Annotated in this window: 17 protein-coding genes; all 17 read right to left on the reverse strand. The window is 28.0% G+C overall.

The window, feature by feature from the left end:
- Window positions 1-69 precede the first annotated feature (69 nt).
- A complete protein-coding gene (locus TDE_RS08595) occupies window positions 70-723 on the reverse strand; it encodes a hypothetical protein (RefSeq protein WP_245522411.1) in 654 nt (217 codons plus the stop codon).
- Between the two features lie 152 nt (window positions 724-875).
- Window positions 876-1,091, reverse strand: coding sequence for a hypothetical protein (locus TDE_RS08600; protein WP_010957051.1), 216 nt, complete (start codon window positions 1,089-1,091; stop codon window positions 876-878).
- A gap of 12 nt (window positions 1,092-1,103) precedes the next feature.
- Complete coding sequence (locus tag TDE_RS08605) at window positions 1,104-1,661, reverse strand: hypothetical protein (RefSeq protein ID WP_164920599.1); 558 nt, start codon at window positions 1,659-1,661, stop codon at window positions 1,104-1,106.
- 180 nt (window positions 1,662-1,841) lie between these two features.
- The gene (locus TDE_RS08610) at window positions 1,842-2,099 is read right to left on the reverse strand and encodes a hypothetical protein (protein WP_010692225.1); all 258 of its coding nucleotides are present in this window, start codon (window positions 2,097-2,099) and stop codon (window positions 1,842-1,844) included.
- Window positions 2,089-2,379 (reverse strand): hypothetical protein, encoded by a 291-nt coding sequence (locus tag TDE_RS08615; protein ID WP_010692226.1) that lies wholly within the window; start codon window positions 2,377-2,379, stop codon window positions 2,089-2,091. The genes TDE_RS08610 and TDE_RS08615 overlap by 11 nt, the downstream gene beginning before the upstream one ends.
- 430 nt (window positions 2,380-2,809) lie before the next feature.
- Window positions 2,810-3,685 carry a hypothetical protein gene (locus TDE_RS08620; RefSeq protein WP_010957054.1) on the reverse strand — a complete coding sequence of 292 codons (876 nt, stop codon included), beginning with the start codon at window positions 3,683-3,685 and terminating at the stop codon, window positions 2,810-2,812.
- 205 nt (window positions 3,686-3,890) lie between these two features.
- Window positions 3,891-6,437: a hypothetical protein gene (locus TDE_RS08625; RefSeq protein WP_010957055.1), complete on the reverse strand. Its 2,547-nt coding sequence runs from the start codon at window positions 6,435-6,437 to the stop codon at window positions 3,891-3,893.
- Window positions 6,438-6,449: 12 nt separating this feature from the next.
- A complete protein-coding gene (locus TDE_RS08630; RefSeq protein ID WP_010957056.1) occupies window positions 6,450-7,271 on the reverse strand; it encodes a viperin family antiviral radical SAM protein in 822 nt (273 codons plus the stop codon).
- Window positions 7,272-7,604: 333 nt separating this feature from the next.
- Window positions 7,605-7,877, reverse strand: a complete 273-nt coding sequence (locus TDE_RS08635) for a BrnA antitoxin family protein (RefSeq protein ID WP_010957057.1) — start codon at window positions 7,875-7,877, stop codon at window positions 7,605-7,607.
- Complete coding sequence (locus TDE_RS08640) at window positions 7,849-8,181, reverse strand: BrnT family toxin (protein WP_010699606.1); 333 nt, start codon at window positions 8,179-8,181, stop codon at window positions 7,849-7,851. The genes TDE_RS08635 and TDE_RS08640 overlap by 29 nt, the downstream gene beginning before the upstream one ends.
- 317 nt (window positions 8,182-8,498) lie before the next feature.
- The gene (locus TDE_RS08645; protein ID WP_010957058.1) at window positions 8,499-9,464 is read right to left on the reverse strand and encodes a hypothetical protein; all 966 of its coding nucleotides are present in this window, start codon (window positions 9,462-9,464) and stop codon (window positions 8,499-8,501) included.
- Between the two features lie 874 nt (window positions 9,465-10,338).
- Entirely contained in the window at window positions 10,339-10,833 is a 495-nt protein-coding gene (locus TDE_RS08650; protein ID WP_002669589.1) for a hypothetical protein, read from the reverse strand.
- Between the two features lie 354 nt (window positions 10,834-11,187).
- Complete coding sequence (locus TDE_RS08655) at window positions 11,188-11,898, reverse strand: restriction endonuclease (RefSeq protein WP_010957060.1); 711 nt, start codon at window positions 11,896-11,898, stop codon at window positions 11,188-11,190.
- Between the two features lie 96 nt (window positions 11,899-11,994).
- Entirely contained in the window at window positions 11,995-12,270 is a 276-nt protein-coding gene (locus TDE_RS08660) for a helix-turn-helix domain-containing protein (RefSeq protein WP_002689021.1), read from the reverse strand.
- Window positions 12,271-12,277: 7 nt separating this feature from the next.
- Window positions 12,278-12,664: a type II toxin-antitoxin system RelE/ParE family toxin gene (locus tag TDE_RS08665; protein ID WP_002689013.1), complete on the reverse strand. Its 387-nt coding sequence runs from the start codon at window positions 12,662-12,664 to the stop codon at window positions 12,278-12,280.
- Window positions 12,665-12,843: 179 nt separating this feature from the next.
- Window positions 12,844-13,728 carry a hypothetical protein gene (locus tag TDE_RS08670; RefSeq protein ID WP_010957046.1) on the reverse strand — a complete coding sequence of 295 codons (885 nt, stop codon included), beginning with the start codon at window positions 13,726-13,728 and terminating at the stop codon, window positions 12,844-12,846.
- A gap of 144 nt (window positions 13,729-13,872) precedes the next feature.
- Window positions 13,873-14,559 (reverse strand): hypothetical protein, encoded by a 687-nt coding sequence (locus TDE_RS08675; RefSeq protein ID WP_010957061.1) that lies wholly within the window; start codon window positions 14,557-14,559, stop codon window positions 13,873-13,875.
- Window positions 14,560-14,866 lie beyond the last annotated feature (307 nt).

The following is a 14,866-nucleotide window of genomic DNA, read 5'->3' on the forward strand; positions in this document are numbered from 1 at the left end:
GCTTTGCGGCTCGTCCGCAATGTCAGGTTGAAGCGGGTGTTAGACGTTATTTTTAAATATAACTATATACTATTTAATTATATTTACTTTTATTTTATCAAACTCAGTTGCTAAAAACTCTATTTTTATTGAATCGTTAAAATATTCGCTATCAAAGCCTTGTATTATTATTGTTCCGATAAATTTTTCTACATCATATTCTCCTAGACATTCATCAAGAAATAAAAATCCAATCTGACTATAAATTTCACATTCGATCTCAGTATATCCATTGCAAAAAAGAACAATTCCTATTTTACTTTTATCTTCATCTTTTATAAACATAAATCTTATATCATTTGGACAAACTTCTTTATCTTCTATTTTAATTGAATTCTCTATTTTTCTTCTCGGGCGAAATTTTATAAAAGTCCATTCTGATAATTTCGGTTTTAATAAATACAATTTTTCTACTGCAGGAAATGCATCTAGTATTCCATCTGCACTAATTACAAAATCTCTTTTTCCATTTTTTACAGAACTAATTTCAAACGTTAGATCAGGATTTATTTTATGCAATTGAATTTGAAGTTCATTAAAAATTTTTTCCTGATTTATTTCATAATTGTATATTAATTGTGAGTTTTTACAAAACCAACACCAAAATTTTTCTTCTTTTGTCTTTACAAAACATGATATTAAGCCCATAAACATAAATCCTATAATAAATATATTTTTTTTCATTTTCTTTCTTGTTGCCCATTGGGCAATCCGTCTAACATTCGCTTAACCTGCATTTGCGGCTTGTCCGCAATGTCAGGTTGAAGCGGGTGTTAGGCGTTTTAAACTATGATAGGTCTGTTAAAATTTTAAGAAACCTTTATATTAATAAAGAGTTATTCGCCTGAAGTATTTTTATCATCACTGAAATTATGATAAGAGACCTTTGGGTCATAACCCTCAGTCATATGCGTTATATTTGGATTCTGACTATCTCCTGGCTTGCACACAAATGAATCGGGCTGTTTTTGTTTTCCTTGAGGCAGAACATTATTGTTAAAAGCTCTTTCTCCTGCTGCTAAAAACTTATCAAAATCAAAACCATCTGACATAAAAAACTCCTTCTATAAATTTATATATATACTCACAGAAATTGAACAAATAACTATCAATTTTATTGCATGTTCAAACGCCTTAGCTTTTTTTTCATTTATTTTCCTGTTCTCCTTTATTATATCTCTATAAGCTGTAATAATAATTCCCAATTCAATATTTTTTTGATTACCAAGCTTTTCACTAGAAATATTTGCTACGTTATACATAGCATAACTAGCTGTGTATAACGTTTTAAATGCGAAAAACACAGAACCAATATAAGAAAAATAAACTAATAATCCAGCAATAATTTTTAGTAAAATAATAAAATTCAATTGTGGCATCATTAAGCTAAAGATATCCTTAAACGGTATTTTATCAAAAATAATCGCTACCATAGCTGCAACAATAGTTAATACAATACCACTTCTTGTTTCGAGACCTTGCTTTCTATCTCTTTCATATCGATACTCGTTTTGAACCAACTCAAAATAAGATTCCAATGATCCTAAATATGTATTTGGATTTAATTTTTTGGGATTCCCTGTTTTTTTTACTCTTTCGCTCATATGATCTAATTTAGTCATTTTATCCATAAAAATCAAGTAAAACTTAATTTAAACTTGGTTTCTTTTTTGTTATTTTTATCAAATTAAGTTTTATCCTTTTCTTTTGCACCGTTAGGTGTCGTTCTAACATCCGCTTGACCTGCATTTGCGGCTTGTCCGCAATGTCAGGTTGAAGCGGGTGTTAGACGAATTGAATTTTTATCCCTCTACAAGTCTTCCTGTTAAATATTTATGTAAAACACTTCCTGCAAAAATTTCATATTCCATACCTTCTTCAAAAGCTTTGGCTTTTAGATTATTTATATCTTGCTTGGCAAGTATTACATCTATCTTTTCTTTTTTCATAAGCATAGTTTTAGCAGCTTTTTTTAAATCATTGCGAAGATCATAAAAATTTTTTACCGCTTTCCATTCATCATTTTCTATAGATTCATACAGCTCTTTTTCAGTATTCATTTTCTTCTCCTTTAAAATCAAGATATTTTGCCGTATATTTTCTACTTGGAAAAATAGTTTTCAAAAAACAAACATCATTTTCAAGTACGCAAGGAACTACATATACATATCTATCAATTTCTATAAGAAGCAAAATTTGATTTGGATATTTTTCTTTATTTGGATGTTCTAAAATATCCAACAAACTATCTTGTTCAATTGCTATAATAATCCGCTCAAACGATATATTTCTATCTCTTTTAAGCATTATATTCTTTTCATTATTCCAATCGAATGTCATACTATAAATAGTATATCACTTTTCCAGTTTTTTAACAATAAATCCTAATATTATAAACACCACAACCATCTGAAGAACTTTTATTTTGTTAATTTCCTTAATAAGTTTTAAAATTATTAGATAAAAATTTATTTTTTTTCTCATTCTCAAATAGCCATTATAATAAAAGACACTCTTGCTCAGAGTAACCTAACCCATTAATTGGGGCTTTAAACTTTAATTTATAAAAATATATCCTATTTTTCAAAGTTACAGTTTATCGTGCCGTAAGGCATCCGTCTAACTGCCGCTTAACCTGCATTTGTGCCTTTGCTGACGCACATAGCGGCAGCAAAGTTGGCACGAAAGTTGCATAAAAAAGGGAGCTGCGCTAGCAGCGACCGCTCAAGCAACTTTCGTGACAAAACAAATGTCAGCGTTGAAGCGGGTGTTAGGTATCTTCTTTATTTCTTACTTGATCAATTGGTGAATAATGTATATTTAAATGACTATCTGCTAAATTTACATCATAAATAGGTTTTTTAACATTATCTTCATTTATAACTAGTTCATTATACTGATTCATAAGCCATTGGTATTTAAGAAATACTTCTGGTTTTGAAAAAGACATATCTAGTCCATCAATCAATCGCTTTCTAATTACATCAAGATCGTATTTTAGCTTATTCTGTTCATTTACTTCAGATTGCATTACTTGGAAAAATTGCATTTGATGAAATCCAGCACATCCATCTTTAAAGCGATTAATGTATTGATGGTATGGATATCTATCGCTTTTTCTTTTTAAAGGATAATTCAATTTTCCGATTAATTTGTCCGATAGAATAATCCTTGGATTTTTTGCATAATTTGATTCCAATAAGTATGCTTCGATTATTGCAGGTCCCATGATGATCCCATCATTAGTATGTATTAAATTTCCAACAGTCATTGCTCCTCGAATTAATATTCCAGCTTGGAGGAGCTTTGCTCCAATCTTTGATAGATTTCCAATAAGTGTTGATGCTTTTTCATTAATTAATTCATTTTCACATTGAACAGACACAACTATTGAATCAGAAAAACAGGTACATGCTGTTATCCCAGAAATATCGAATTTTTCTAAACCTTTTGTTTGTGCATCTTCTTCAACAGCAATAACATTAGTATCCCATTTATTTTGCCCTTGTGTATCCCATGCTTTGATATATTTTAGTATTTCTAGTAATTCATTAATTTGATAAGGATTATTTTCAGATTTCTTTATCAAATCTTTAAAACCAAGGATATCAATGAATGCAACTATTCTATTCTCATAATTTTCCATTATTTTCTCCATGCCCGCAGGGGCAACCTAACTACCGCTTAACCTGCATTCGCGGGCTTGACCCGCAATGTCAGGTTGAAGCGGGTGTTATGCGCCATTATAATATATAATTTTCAATCAATTTGTATATATGCAAATAAAACAAATAGTGTTAAATTTATACATTTCCTAAATATAGAGAGCCATCATACTATATTGTAATTTTCTACAATTTAGAAAATTCACCTGTTAAATAAATAAGATAAACAGCAATTTCAGCGTGATACATTTTGAAAAAATCGTACATTGTGAGGTTATGTTCAAAACCATTCTCATTACTGCCATTTGCTGCAAACATAATATTCAGTAGCCTTTCTAAACGCATCTCAAATAAATTTTCTCTTTGCTGAAAGGAATCAAAAGAGCTGCAATGTAATTTTTCAGGAGCATACGATAATTTCCTTGCAAAATCTTCGTTTGCTTTTTTTATTGCTTTTTCATCTGTTAAATTAAAAGTTGACTCTATTGTCTTTATGATATTTTCAGAATTGTCTCTAAAATCATTCAAATCGGAATCATGCTCATACAACCTAAACTCAGAAACTATCTGAACTAACCCCGCTGCCTTATAAAGTTTAGAAATAAACTCATTATAGATCCTCTTATTTTCCTGAAAGAGATAATAAATTATAAATGTTTGAGGATTTCTCTTAGGTTTTGGCGATGTCAGTGGATGTTTATAATAGTTTCTCTCTTTTTCTTCCAACAAATCGCATAAATTTTTCTCTATATCGCAAAAAACATATAAAAGATTTTTCCAATTAGATGTTTTCATTAAATTATCGACAGAGGTATGTCTAACATGATGTGTACTCATATTTCTATCTTTATAAAGGTATCTAGTTTTGAATCCAATTTTATTTGTTTCACGATAATCCGTTACAAATTCCTTATCTTTATCATATACTGTATCTGTCTCACAAATAAATTTGCAGATATAATCCCTCCGAAGCATAAACATATCTTGATTTGGGAAATACCTCTGAAATTCAACACTACAAAAAGGAAAAATTTGACTTATAAAATTGTTTAATTTGAAGCCTCTATCAATCAAACATATTTTCTCCTGATTTTTTTTAGCGTCATCTAAATTTGATTTATACCTTTCCAGAGGTAACTTTTTTCGTTGTATTTCTCTCAAATAATTAATCTGATCTTTCATAGCACTTTGTGCTTCTACTTCAGTTCTCGATAAATTATATAAAAGCATTAGTAAAGATACATTTGATTTTTCAGTATTTATCTTAAAATTATCAAAAGTATGAGTTGGATTTTCGAAACAAAACACTTCAGCAATATTATTGAATATTTCTTCTATCGTTTCTTTTTTTCTCCATGTATTTGAACTACATGCATTAAAAAAAGGGATTGTTAAAACTTGTATTTTATGAACTTCTTTTATATCTCCATTAAAATTAGTATTATCCTTCATACAATATGAAACATTTTCCCATACACAAAAGAAAAGTAACATATTCAGTAATTCATTATTATTAACATACTGTTTGTATTGCTTCCCATCAATTATGCTAAAATCTTTTGCTACCTCATAATGTAAAGCACGTAAATCATTTTCATATAATTCAAATAATTCATCATAGTCTTTATCTTTACCTTTATTTACATCATGAATAGATAATACCTCTGAAATTAAATTCCATTCGTATACCTCTAAGCTATTGATTTCCGGACTTTTCCTATCAGGAAAAACAAGATGAAATTGATCTAATGAAAACTCCTTACAGAGCATGTATAACATAATAACAAACCCGGGATGTTGCTCTAAGTTCTGAATATTATTTCTAGCTTGATCAAAAAGCTGTGGAGCAGACTCATATGCATTATCAGAATAATAATTTATAATTTTTTTGCCTTCCGGCATAAGATTATTAACATAATCAATCTGATCATTATCCCAGTCACTTAATTCAGTAATTACCGATTTATTTAAAAATACTTTTTCAAATAACCTAAGCAAAGTATAACTACGCTTATTTGCATCGAATAAGTAATAAAGATGAATCCAATCATAAACTTCATTGAAATGATGATTTCTCATAATAGCTGAAAAAGTTTCAGGATCACGTTGTTGTAAATCTTTTAATCTTGTTTCAATAACAACCCTATCTGTATAAAAGTATCTTTTAGATAAAGTTTCCTGTTCACAAAACTCATAAAAGAAGCCAAGGATATAATCACTAATTTGAATTTCTAATATATTTGTGCTTTGAGTATACCAAGCAGCAAAACTAATTATTGACCATAAAACAGGATCAAGATTAAAGATACAATATTCATCATTACAACGGTATATAAATCGAGTTAAGTAATATAAAGCAAAGCTATAATGCTCGGTATCATCGCAAAATGCAGTTTCTGCAAGAATCTTAAATGCATCCATTTCTTTTTTTGCATTACATTCATCATCTATCGAGAATTTAATTAAAAACTCTTTTAATTTCTTTTGATATTCAGTATTAGGGAGAATATATTGTATACATGCAGATATTTTTTCTTTAAGCTTTATTGTGTCTTTACCAAGACAAGCACCAATAGTTTGGGCTAAAACAAAAAAGTGAAACATATGCATGAAATTCTTTTCGTCGATTTTTTCCTCCAGCAAAATTGAATTTAACTTTTCCCAATAGTTGAGAACTTGCTTCTTATCTCTACCGTATAAAGATTTTACTATTTCTATAATTATTTTTTCCATTATATCCTCCTATTATGCATATCTGGCTCTATATTTATTCTCATCGACATAAACATTTTTTAATACCGACTTTAAATCATTTTCCAACAAAGAACCGCTTATACAACCAGATTTATTATCAAGAAAGCAAGCATCACTATTTAAGATATAATATGAGTTCAACATTAATTCATTATTCTCACTACATATTACTTCAGAAAACTTATGATGCCGTTGAACAAACTCTAAATAATCATCTTCCTCTATCAAGAAATCCGTATAATCTTGTTTTAATCTTCCGGCAGGTCTTAGAACCTGAAGTAATTTTATTCTATCAGGCATAACAGTTTCATAAAAATCATTAAAGTTTTCATCTAAATTTACTCTGCTTACAACTGTATTTATTTTTAATTTACAGCCTGCAAGTTTTATTTTTTTACACAGATCTATATAATCATCCCTAGATAAAACACTATTTTTCACAGACCTACCAATCAATACATTTGTATTTTCATTTAAAGAATCAATACTGATACCTATAATACTAAAATCAGTAAGAATTTCGTCAAAAGTTTCAGGTTTATGATATAAATTGAATCCATTTGTAACCATAGACACAATAAAACCATATTCTTTTGCTTTTTTTACAAGAGGAATAAGTTTGGATGAAACAGTCGGCTCACCACCAACAAAATTAATCCGATCAAAATGCCCTTTTAATTTTTCAAGAACACTTATGGATTCTTCAAGCGGAAGTTCCTTACAGCAAGAAACAAAACAGTATTTACATGACATATTACAACTATTAACAAAATGCCAATTCACTGTTCGCAAAAATTGTTTTGAATTATACATAAAAACTCCTTCTACTAAAAAAGAAAAGGCGTTTCCAGAATTCTTATGTATTTATAATATAATCATATAAAATCAAAATGTCAAGAAATCATTAAAAAAGTTTTGTATATTCAATATATAAAGTTCTATCTCTGCAGGTCTTATTATGTCTTCTGGGGTCATTACATTTGTTGTTAGTCTTTAAAATCTCTGTTGATTTAAATAAATCATTTAATATGGCAAAGAATATCGCATACTTTTCTTTCGTTTTCAGACTGCAAAGCTGTGCACATAACATTCGCTTAACCTGCATTTGCGGCTCGTCCGCAATATCAGGTTGAAGCGGGTGTTAGATTAATAATTACCTGTAGTAATAGCTTCCCGTAAAATACTATTTATTCTTGTTTGATAACCTTTACCCAAAGACTGAAGCACAGCAAGAATATCTGCATCTATTTTTATAGAAATTTTTTTTTTAATAGGTGTTACATTCCAATATGCTTCATGAACCGGCCTTAATCTTGCAATTTGTTCCTTTGTCAGTTTTGGACTATCCTCATCATACGATATAGGATAATTTTTTATTTCTTCCAATCTTTCAGCTGTTAATTTTTTTGAAGTAATCATAATATTCCTCCCTCAATTCTTTTTCTGCTTGCCGTGCAGATATCAACCGTATTCTGTTCTTCTTCTCAGTAAAAAAGACCAGAACTATCAATATTCCATTCAAATTTCCAATACCATAATACCTATCTTCTTTTGCGGAATGCTCAAAATCATATCCTGTCAAAAATGCAGGATCGTCAAATACTTCCAATATTTCTTCAAAAGCTATTCCATGCTTTTCAATATTAGCAATATTTTTCTCTTCATCCCATTCAAAACGATTATCTTTACTTATAATTGTTTTCCCCATAAGTATAATATACATTTATAAGGATATATTGTCAAGTATATATAATGAAATCATATACATTTAGTCATTTAATAAAGTCCAAATATTTTTATACTTATTTTTAGTTTAATATATTAATTGTTTTTCCTTTCTATTGAATCTAAAAATTACTTTTTCAGTTGTACAGTTTATTTGATAGATAATTTTCTATATCATAGGTTATTTTATAAATTAATATAAAATTAATTCTGCACAAGCCTTTCCCGCAAGCGGTTAGCTTGTCAACCTAACATTCGCTTGACCTGCATTTGCGGCTCGTCCGCAATGTCAGGTTGAAGCGGGTGTTAGATGCCCTATTCCATATTTCCAATGTCGATTTGAAATACCAAAACAGCTATATTACTTTCGAATTCCGGATCCTCAGAAATAACGAAGTTTTCAAATCTCAAACCGATTGAATTTAATAAAACATTATTAATTTCGGCAAGATCACTATTTATAATATTAGAATTTATGCTTGCTACTTCACCAATATTAAAATTGACTAGATTCTGAATAACATCATAAATATTTAAACTTATCGGACATGTATCTATAAAAGGAATTATTCCTTTATTACAGATTGAAAGTTGAAAACGATATAAATAATGAAACAAATCACAAATAAAATCATCGTAATACGGTAACCAAAATATATTTGATGAACTAATTGTATGTTGTGATGCACTCAATAAATCATTATAGACGACATTTCCATTTTTTTGTGTGGTAAATATTGTTTCTGCATTTACAATAATCATTTCACCAGGCTTTTGAAATAAACCATAATTGCCTAATGATTTTGTTCGGTTTATCAGAATAACGTTATTATTCTTTAGCCGTCTCAATAATCCAGTTTTTGGAATAAATGTTGGGAAATTACGAAGAAGAAATAATTGATCTTGCTCAATGTCCCATTTATTTTGACCTATTTCCTTTTTATTTTGAATAAATGCCGTTTTCTCAAATAGGATTTTTTTATTGTCTGTTAAAATTGAAATAACAGCCATATCGGATAACTCTTTCACAGTTACTCTATTTTTATTCTTAAATTCTACATTAGAAGCCTTACCATGGATTTTTTTTGCATGAAAACTAAATTTTTTATATTTCCTATTGTCAATAACACTACATAGCTCAGTAACAATTGAAACTTCATTTTTATTTGCAGATAATGAATTAGAAAGTGAATTATACATATCAACACATAGTTCATTGCTTACTTTCTTAAAATCAACACTAAATAAATCTTTTAGAATACTTTCAATTGTATCTTGCATAATTTCTCCCTGTGATATTGTCTTCAGCGCGAAGCGTCCATCTAACGTGCAGTTAAGCTGCAAAACGTACAGGCGTTTAACCGGCCGATCTTCAGAGCGGGTTTTGTCAGTCTTGAACTGCGTGTTAGACACTTTTATTTTATTTATATAACTTAATATTAACAATTACGCTTTTAATTTTACACTATTTAGCTTTTTATTACAATATTTAATAAATAAAAAACTTAAAATTTTAATATAAAGCTTTATTATTTTCATATCCAACTTTACATCACTTAAAGCATATATTAAAAATATTAATTTAACTATAATTCTATATTATTTACAAAACTAATCTTTTATAAATAATATTATCTTAAAATTATAAGCCTACTCTTAACAATAAGACTTTATTTTTAACCTAGACAGCTTTTAATCATTAAATTAAAAAAATCTATAATTTTACTATAAAGCTAAAATTTTATTTTACTTAGCAAATATTTATTATAATCACCATGACCGTCCGAAGGACTTTTAACTTGTTGATTTCCTTAACTAGTTTAAAATTCTAAGATAAAAGTTTTATATTCCTCACTAAGTTAATTATTATAATTACCATGACCGTCCGAAGGACTTTATTTCATTGATTTCCTTAACAAATTTTAAAATCCACAGATAAAAGTTTTATTTCATTATACAAGTAGATATTATAACAAAACTTTACTCAAAAAAACTAAGCTTTTAATTTGGGCTTTACGCTTTAATTTACAAAAACACACCCTATTTTTTCAAAGTTACAGTTTATCGTGCCGAAGGCATCGGTCTAACATTCGCTTGACCTGCATTTGCGGCTTGTCCGCAATGTCAGGTTGAAGCGGGTGTTAGGTTTACTACATTATTTCTTTCCAATTTTAAAACAAATATCATAAAAATTGTTTAGTTCATTCTGCCAGATATTTTTAATTGCAAACTTGTATTCATTTAAGAGAAATACATATCTTTCAGAACATATTTTATTTTCTAAATCTTTATTTGTTGAAAAATACACTTGTCCATTACTGCTATTGATTCTTATAAAACTATTAACTCTTTTACATTTTTTAATAAAAAATAAAAATTTATTATTTTCTTCCACCAAGTCAAAATCATGAATATAAATAATGCAAACTTTTACTTTTATATTCTTTATTTTTTCAGATATTTCATGTATTAATAATGAAAAATCATTATTATTTATCCTCGAAAATATAAAAATATAGTTATGAATAATTTTGAAAACTAGTTTTTTCTTAACCTTACTACCGACTATAAAATCATATTTCTCATTATTTTCGATATAACTATTTGGTATATATTCTTTTACAGATTCTAATATGATGCTACTAAACATTAATTATTTTGCCTCAATTCTAATAAAATAAATTAATTGTTTCAATATACAATTAATTACGACATAATACTTAAAACTATGCATACCATTAATACAATATTTTCTATTTCTAAAATACTTATAATACTTCTAATAGCTATTCATAATTACTAGCCAATCCAGTTATCATTGAATTGATTGGTAAAATCCTAGATAAGCTATTTTGTTTTCTAAGTATATTAAATATCTATTAATGAATAAATTTCGATAAATATATTACTAATTTTATTTAACCCCGCGCGAAGCGTCAACCTAACTTCCGCTTAACCAGCATTTGCGGCTCGCCCGCAATGTCAGGTTGAAGCGGGTGTTAGATTAATTTATGTATAATTCTCGTAATTGATTAGATGACAGAGAAATACCTTCTCCAGCATATCCAAAAAAAACTATAATCCCCTTATTAAATTTTTCTGAATATCTACAGATAATTTCCAGATGCTCAAGTGTAACTGGAAATATTTTTTCATCCTTTTGCAACCATTTTGAGGCTTCCTTTTTTGAAAGAAAAAGCATAAAAGCATGTTTTTCTTGAGATTCTATCATTTTATAAGATCCTGTATTTTCACCATTTTTGATATACATTATTGTATAAAATGGTTTTGGTAAATCATATTCATCAGGTAATACAACTTTTAATGTCTGTTTTGATGATTTTATTATTATACTTAATTCACTAATAACTAATGTTGTTATCCCAAAATAATCAGCATATTCTTTAGCACCAGTTTGAAATCCCTTTGTTGTTACTATTATTCCAAATGAAGAATTAATATCATTTACTTTAGAATGTAGAATCATAATATCAGATTTTTCAACTTTTCTTTTTGAGAAATTTTTGCATTCAATTAACATTAATCTTTTTTCATTTAAGAGATCAAATGATATAACCACATCTATTTCATGCAATAAACCAGATTTGCCTTTAATTTCTTGATTTTTTTCAATTTTAAGATTCGGGTAACCTTTATTTATAAGTTTATTATAAAGAAAATAGATTCCAGATTCATATTCTTTCCAATTAATCATTTTTCCTCTTTGTGCCGCAAGGCATCAATCTAACATTCGCTTAACCTGCATTTGCGGCTCGTCCGCAATGTCAGGTTGAAGCGGGTGTTAGCACTTTTAAATTCTTTCTATGTTTACCCTGTAGCCAAGAGAATTTACAACAGATAAAAAAGTTTGATAATTTATTTTATCTGCTGTTTTATTATTTCGTAATTTTTGAATGATTGTCGGTGATACTTCAGCCTTTCTTGCAAGTTCTCTAACAGATATATTTTCCTCTTCCATTTTTTCAAGTATAAATTCCGATAGTAGAAAGTTATTATACTCTTTATCAAACTTCTTTTTTTGTTTTATATCATTTTTTATGTACTTATCAAAGGTCGACTCTTCCATAATCACATCACTCCTCATATAAATGTTCATATATTTTTTTATTTTCTAAAGCGATTGTCTTTTCTGCCAACGGCAGTTTATTCCTTCTTTTACAAAATCCATTTGTTACAATTATTTTCTGTCCTTTCTTAAAAAAACATAAATATCTATCAGGCTGAGGTTTAAATGCATAAATTTCATCTCCTTCATATCTGAATTTTGTTTTATCAAATATTTTACCGAAATCACCTATTTTCTTTACCAACATAAGAAATTTTCGTTTTTGAGAAGGTGATGCTTTTCTAAAGTATTCAAATGCTTGACTATATCCTGCTTTATCATAAAACCATTCAATTCTAAAAAAAACACCTTCATATATCAAGCAATTTTCTTTATCCATATTATATTGTACCATTTTTATGATACAATATCAATACCTACTACAATAAAATTTGAAAAAATTATTCTTTTTTTGCACCGCGAAAGCGGTGTCATGCTAACATTCGCTTAACCTGCATTTGTGGCTTGTCCGCAATGTCAGGTTGAAGCGGGTGTTAGACATTATTTTCCATTAATCATTTCCCAAAGTTAATATTACTTTGAGAATAAATCCGAATAAGCTGAAATATCAGTATAATTATCAATAAAAGAAATTATTTCTTTATACTTTTTTATATACTTAAAACATAGAATTGCAAAGTATGAAAGACTTCCTGAAATTGTTGTAAATAACATAAACAATAAAAAACCTCTTAAGGAAAGAAGATTATCAAGAAAAGTAGATACATCAAAAAATATCTGCGGATATTCATTTTCAGGAATTGGAATAAAGTGTAAAGGATAAATCACAGTTATTATGATAATAGGAATAAACATCGCAATAATATTTCTTATAATTTTTAAATCTTTTATTTTACTATTCATTCTTGCGGTATAATTATTAAATTTATCAATTAACAAATAAGAATTTTGACAATATTTATTGAAGTTCCTTTCTTCCTCGTTTATATCTTTCCACAAATCTTTATCTGGTATATCAGGCAGTGATAATATTTCTGGCTGAATGATAAAAGCATTAGGAGAAATAGGTATTTTCCGTGTTTCTAAATCATCATTATATTTTTTTATTTCTTCTAATATATATGAAAGACAGTTCTTGGGATAATAAACACGAGGAACATTTTCTATAATATAATTTACTATTTCTTCATTTGAAAAAGATTGAAAAATATTATTTTTGATTTTTTCTTTTATCTGAAATTCATATTTTAAAATCATCCTATCATGCCAATCATAAGCAATATTAGAAATGTTTAGTTTTTGTTCCTTAAACTCAAGAAGCAAATCTTGGCATCCGTTATATAATTCATCAAATTCAGAAATATTATTTAACAATTTTGATACAATAAAAGCAAATGTTACTCCAATTAAAGCTGCTGCGGCACCTGAAAATGCAAAAAAGAAATTATCCCAATTCATGTTTTACCTTCACATTTATTTTCATTACTATACTAGACATTTACATCTACTATAGAAAATATCTAATTAGTTTTACACTATATTTTTTTCGTTATCCATATGTCTAACATTCGCTTAACCTGCAGTTGCGGCTCGTCCGCAATGTCAGGTTGAAGCGGGTGTTAGGTTATCTTTCTCTTCTTTATAATATCTATTTTTAAATAATTCAAGTATTTTATTCTCATCGGTTAGAGGTTTAATTACCGTATTAAAATAGGAATCTGCAAAAATTTCATCAATTGGAATTTTAAAGTTCCATTTCATTGCCATAATTGTATTTATGGTAGTGACTTCATGAATATTTTTTGAAAACCATATCCATAGATTTACCGAATTTCTTAATTTTTTATATCTATCCATTATTTCATTTTTACAAATTTTTAGTTTTTTATTTTCTTTAATTAATTCATCAACAACTACATTTAATTTTTCGATTGCATTTAAATTCATCATAAATCCAGAAAAATCTTCCACAAAATCCATATATTTTAAATCAATGTAAACTTGGTATAAATCACCTTCAATAATTTCAATATTTTCTTCTAAAGTCGATTTGAAAAAGGAAATAAACTGCGAACCTTCATAATCGCTTTTGAGATCATGACTACCGCGAAACTGAGTTTCAGCCATAAACCAAATTTCAGCCATAGATAATATTTTTAAATGCACTTTTTTTAAATACTCAGACTTCTTTTTAGTTGAGACCATTATTTTTGACATAGAGTAAGTCAGTAAAACACCAATAATTATTCCTATGACTCCAATTAATGCTCCAATTATCGTTGAATCCATATTTTCTCCTTTTTGTGGAAAATCGTTCTGTTAATATTCACTCTAGTAAATTTCATGCTAAAGCTTGAAGTGGATATTAGGTATAATTATTTAGTTCCCCATAATTTTTGATCTATTAATGATGTCAACTTTGGAATTCTATTATAATAATCGGTATACAGTTTATCATAAAGGAAATAGCCATTATCTATTTTTTCCTTAAGAAGATTCAAATTATCAATTCCAAAAACAGTAAGAACACTCTTCGATTTATCTTTATAAATAAGGTTAATAAGGAATGTTAGTTTGCATTCACCTAAATACACAG

Source organism: Treponema denticola ATCC 35405, from assembly GCF_000008185.1.
Lineage (GTDB): Bacteria > Spirochaetota > Spirochaetia > Treponematales > Treponemataceae > Treponema_B > Treponema_B denticola.

Bases quoted from the DNA above. Each gene is read 5' to 3' on its own strand.
- TDE_RS08595 (WP_245522411.1), bottom strand. From the start codon at position 723: ATGAAAAAAAATATATTTATTATAGGATTTATGTTTATGGGCTTAATA.
- TDE_RS08600 (WP_010957051.1), bottom strand. From the start codon at position 1,091: ATGTCAGATGGTTTTGATTTTGATAAGTTTTTAGCAGCAGGAGAAAGA.
- TDE_RS08605 (WP_164920599.1), bottom strand. From the start codon at position 1,661: ATGACTAAATTAGATCATATGAGCGAAAGAGTAAAAAAAACAGGGAAT.
- TDE_RS08610 (WP_010692225.1), bottom strand. From the start codon at position 2,099: ATGAATACTGAAAAAGAGCTGTATGAATCTATAGAAAATGATGAATGG.
- TDE_RS08615 (WP_010692226.1), bottom strand. From the start codon at position 2,379: ATGACATTCGATTGGAATAATGAAAAGAATATAATGCTTAAAAGAGAT.
- TDE_RS08620 (WP_010957054.1), bottom strand. From the start codon at position 3,685: ATGGAAAATTATGAGAATAGAATAGTTGCATTCATTGATATCCTTGGT.
- TDE_RS08625 (WP_010957055.1), bottom strand. From the start codon at position 6,437: ATGGAAAAAATAATTATAGAAATAGTAAAATCTTTATACGGTAGAGAT.
- TDE_RS08630 (WP_010957056.1), bottom strand. From the start codon at position 7,271: ATGTATAATTCAAAACAATTTTTGCGAACAGTGAATTGGCATTTTGTT.
- TDE_RS08635 (WP_010957057.1), bottom strand. From the start codon at position 7,877: ATGATTACTTCAAAAAAATTAACAGCTGAAAGATTGGAAGAAATAAAA.
- TDE_RS08640 (WP_010699606.1), bottom strand. From the start codon at position 8,181: ATGTATATTATACTTATGGGGAAAACAATTATAAGTAAAGATAATCGT.
- TDE_RS08645 (WP_010957058.1), bottom strand. From the start codon at position 9,464: ATGCAAGATACAATTGAAAGTATTCTAAAAGATTTATTTAGTGTTGAT.
- TDE_RS08650 (WP_002669589.1), bottom strand. From the start codon at position 10,833: ATGTTTAGTAGCATCATATTAGAATCTGTAAAAGAATATATACCAAAT.
- TDE_RS08655 (WP_010957060.1), bottom strand. From the start codon at position 11,898: ATGATTAATTGGAAAGAATATGAATCTGGAATCTATTTTCTTTATAAT.
- TDE_RS08660 (WP_002689021.1), bottom strand. From the start codon at position 12,270: ATGGAAGAGTCGACCTTTGATAAGTACATAAAAAATGATATAAAACAA.
- TDE_RS08665 (WP_002689013.1), bottom strand. From the start codon at position 12,664: ATGGTACAATATAATATGGATAAAGAAAATTGCTTGATATATGAAGGT.
- TDE_RS08670 (WP_010957046.1), bottom strand. From the start codon at position 13,728: ATGAATTGGGATAATTTCTTTTTTGCATTTTCAGGTGCCGCAGCAGCT.
- TDE_RS08675 (WP_010957061.1), bottom strand. From the start codon at position 14,559: ATGGATTCAACGATAATTGGAGCATTAATTGGAGTCATAGGAATAATT.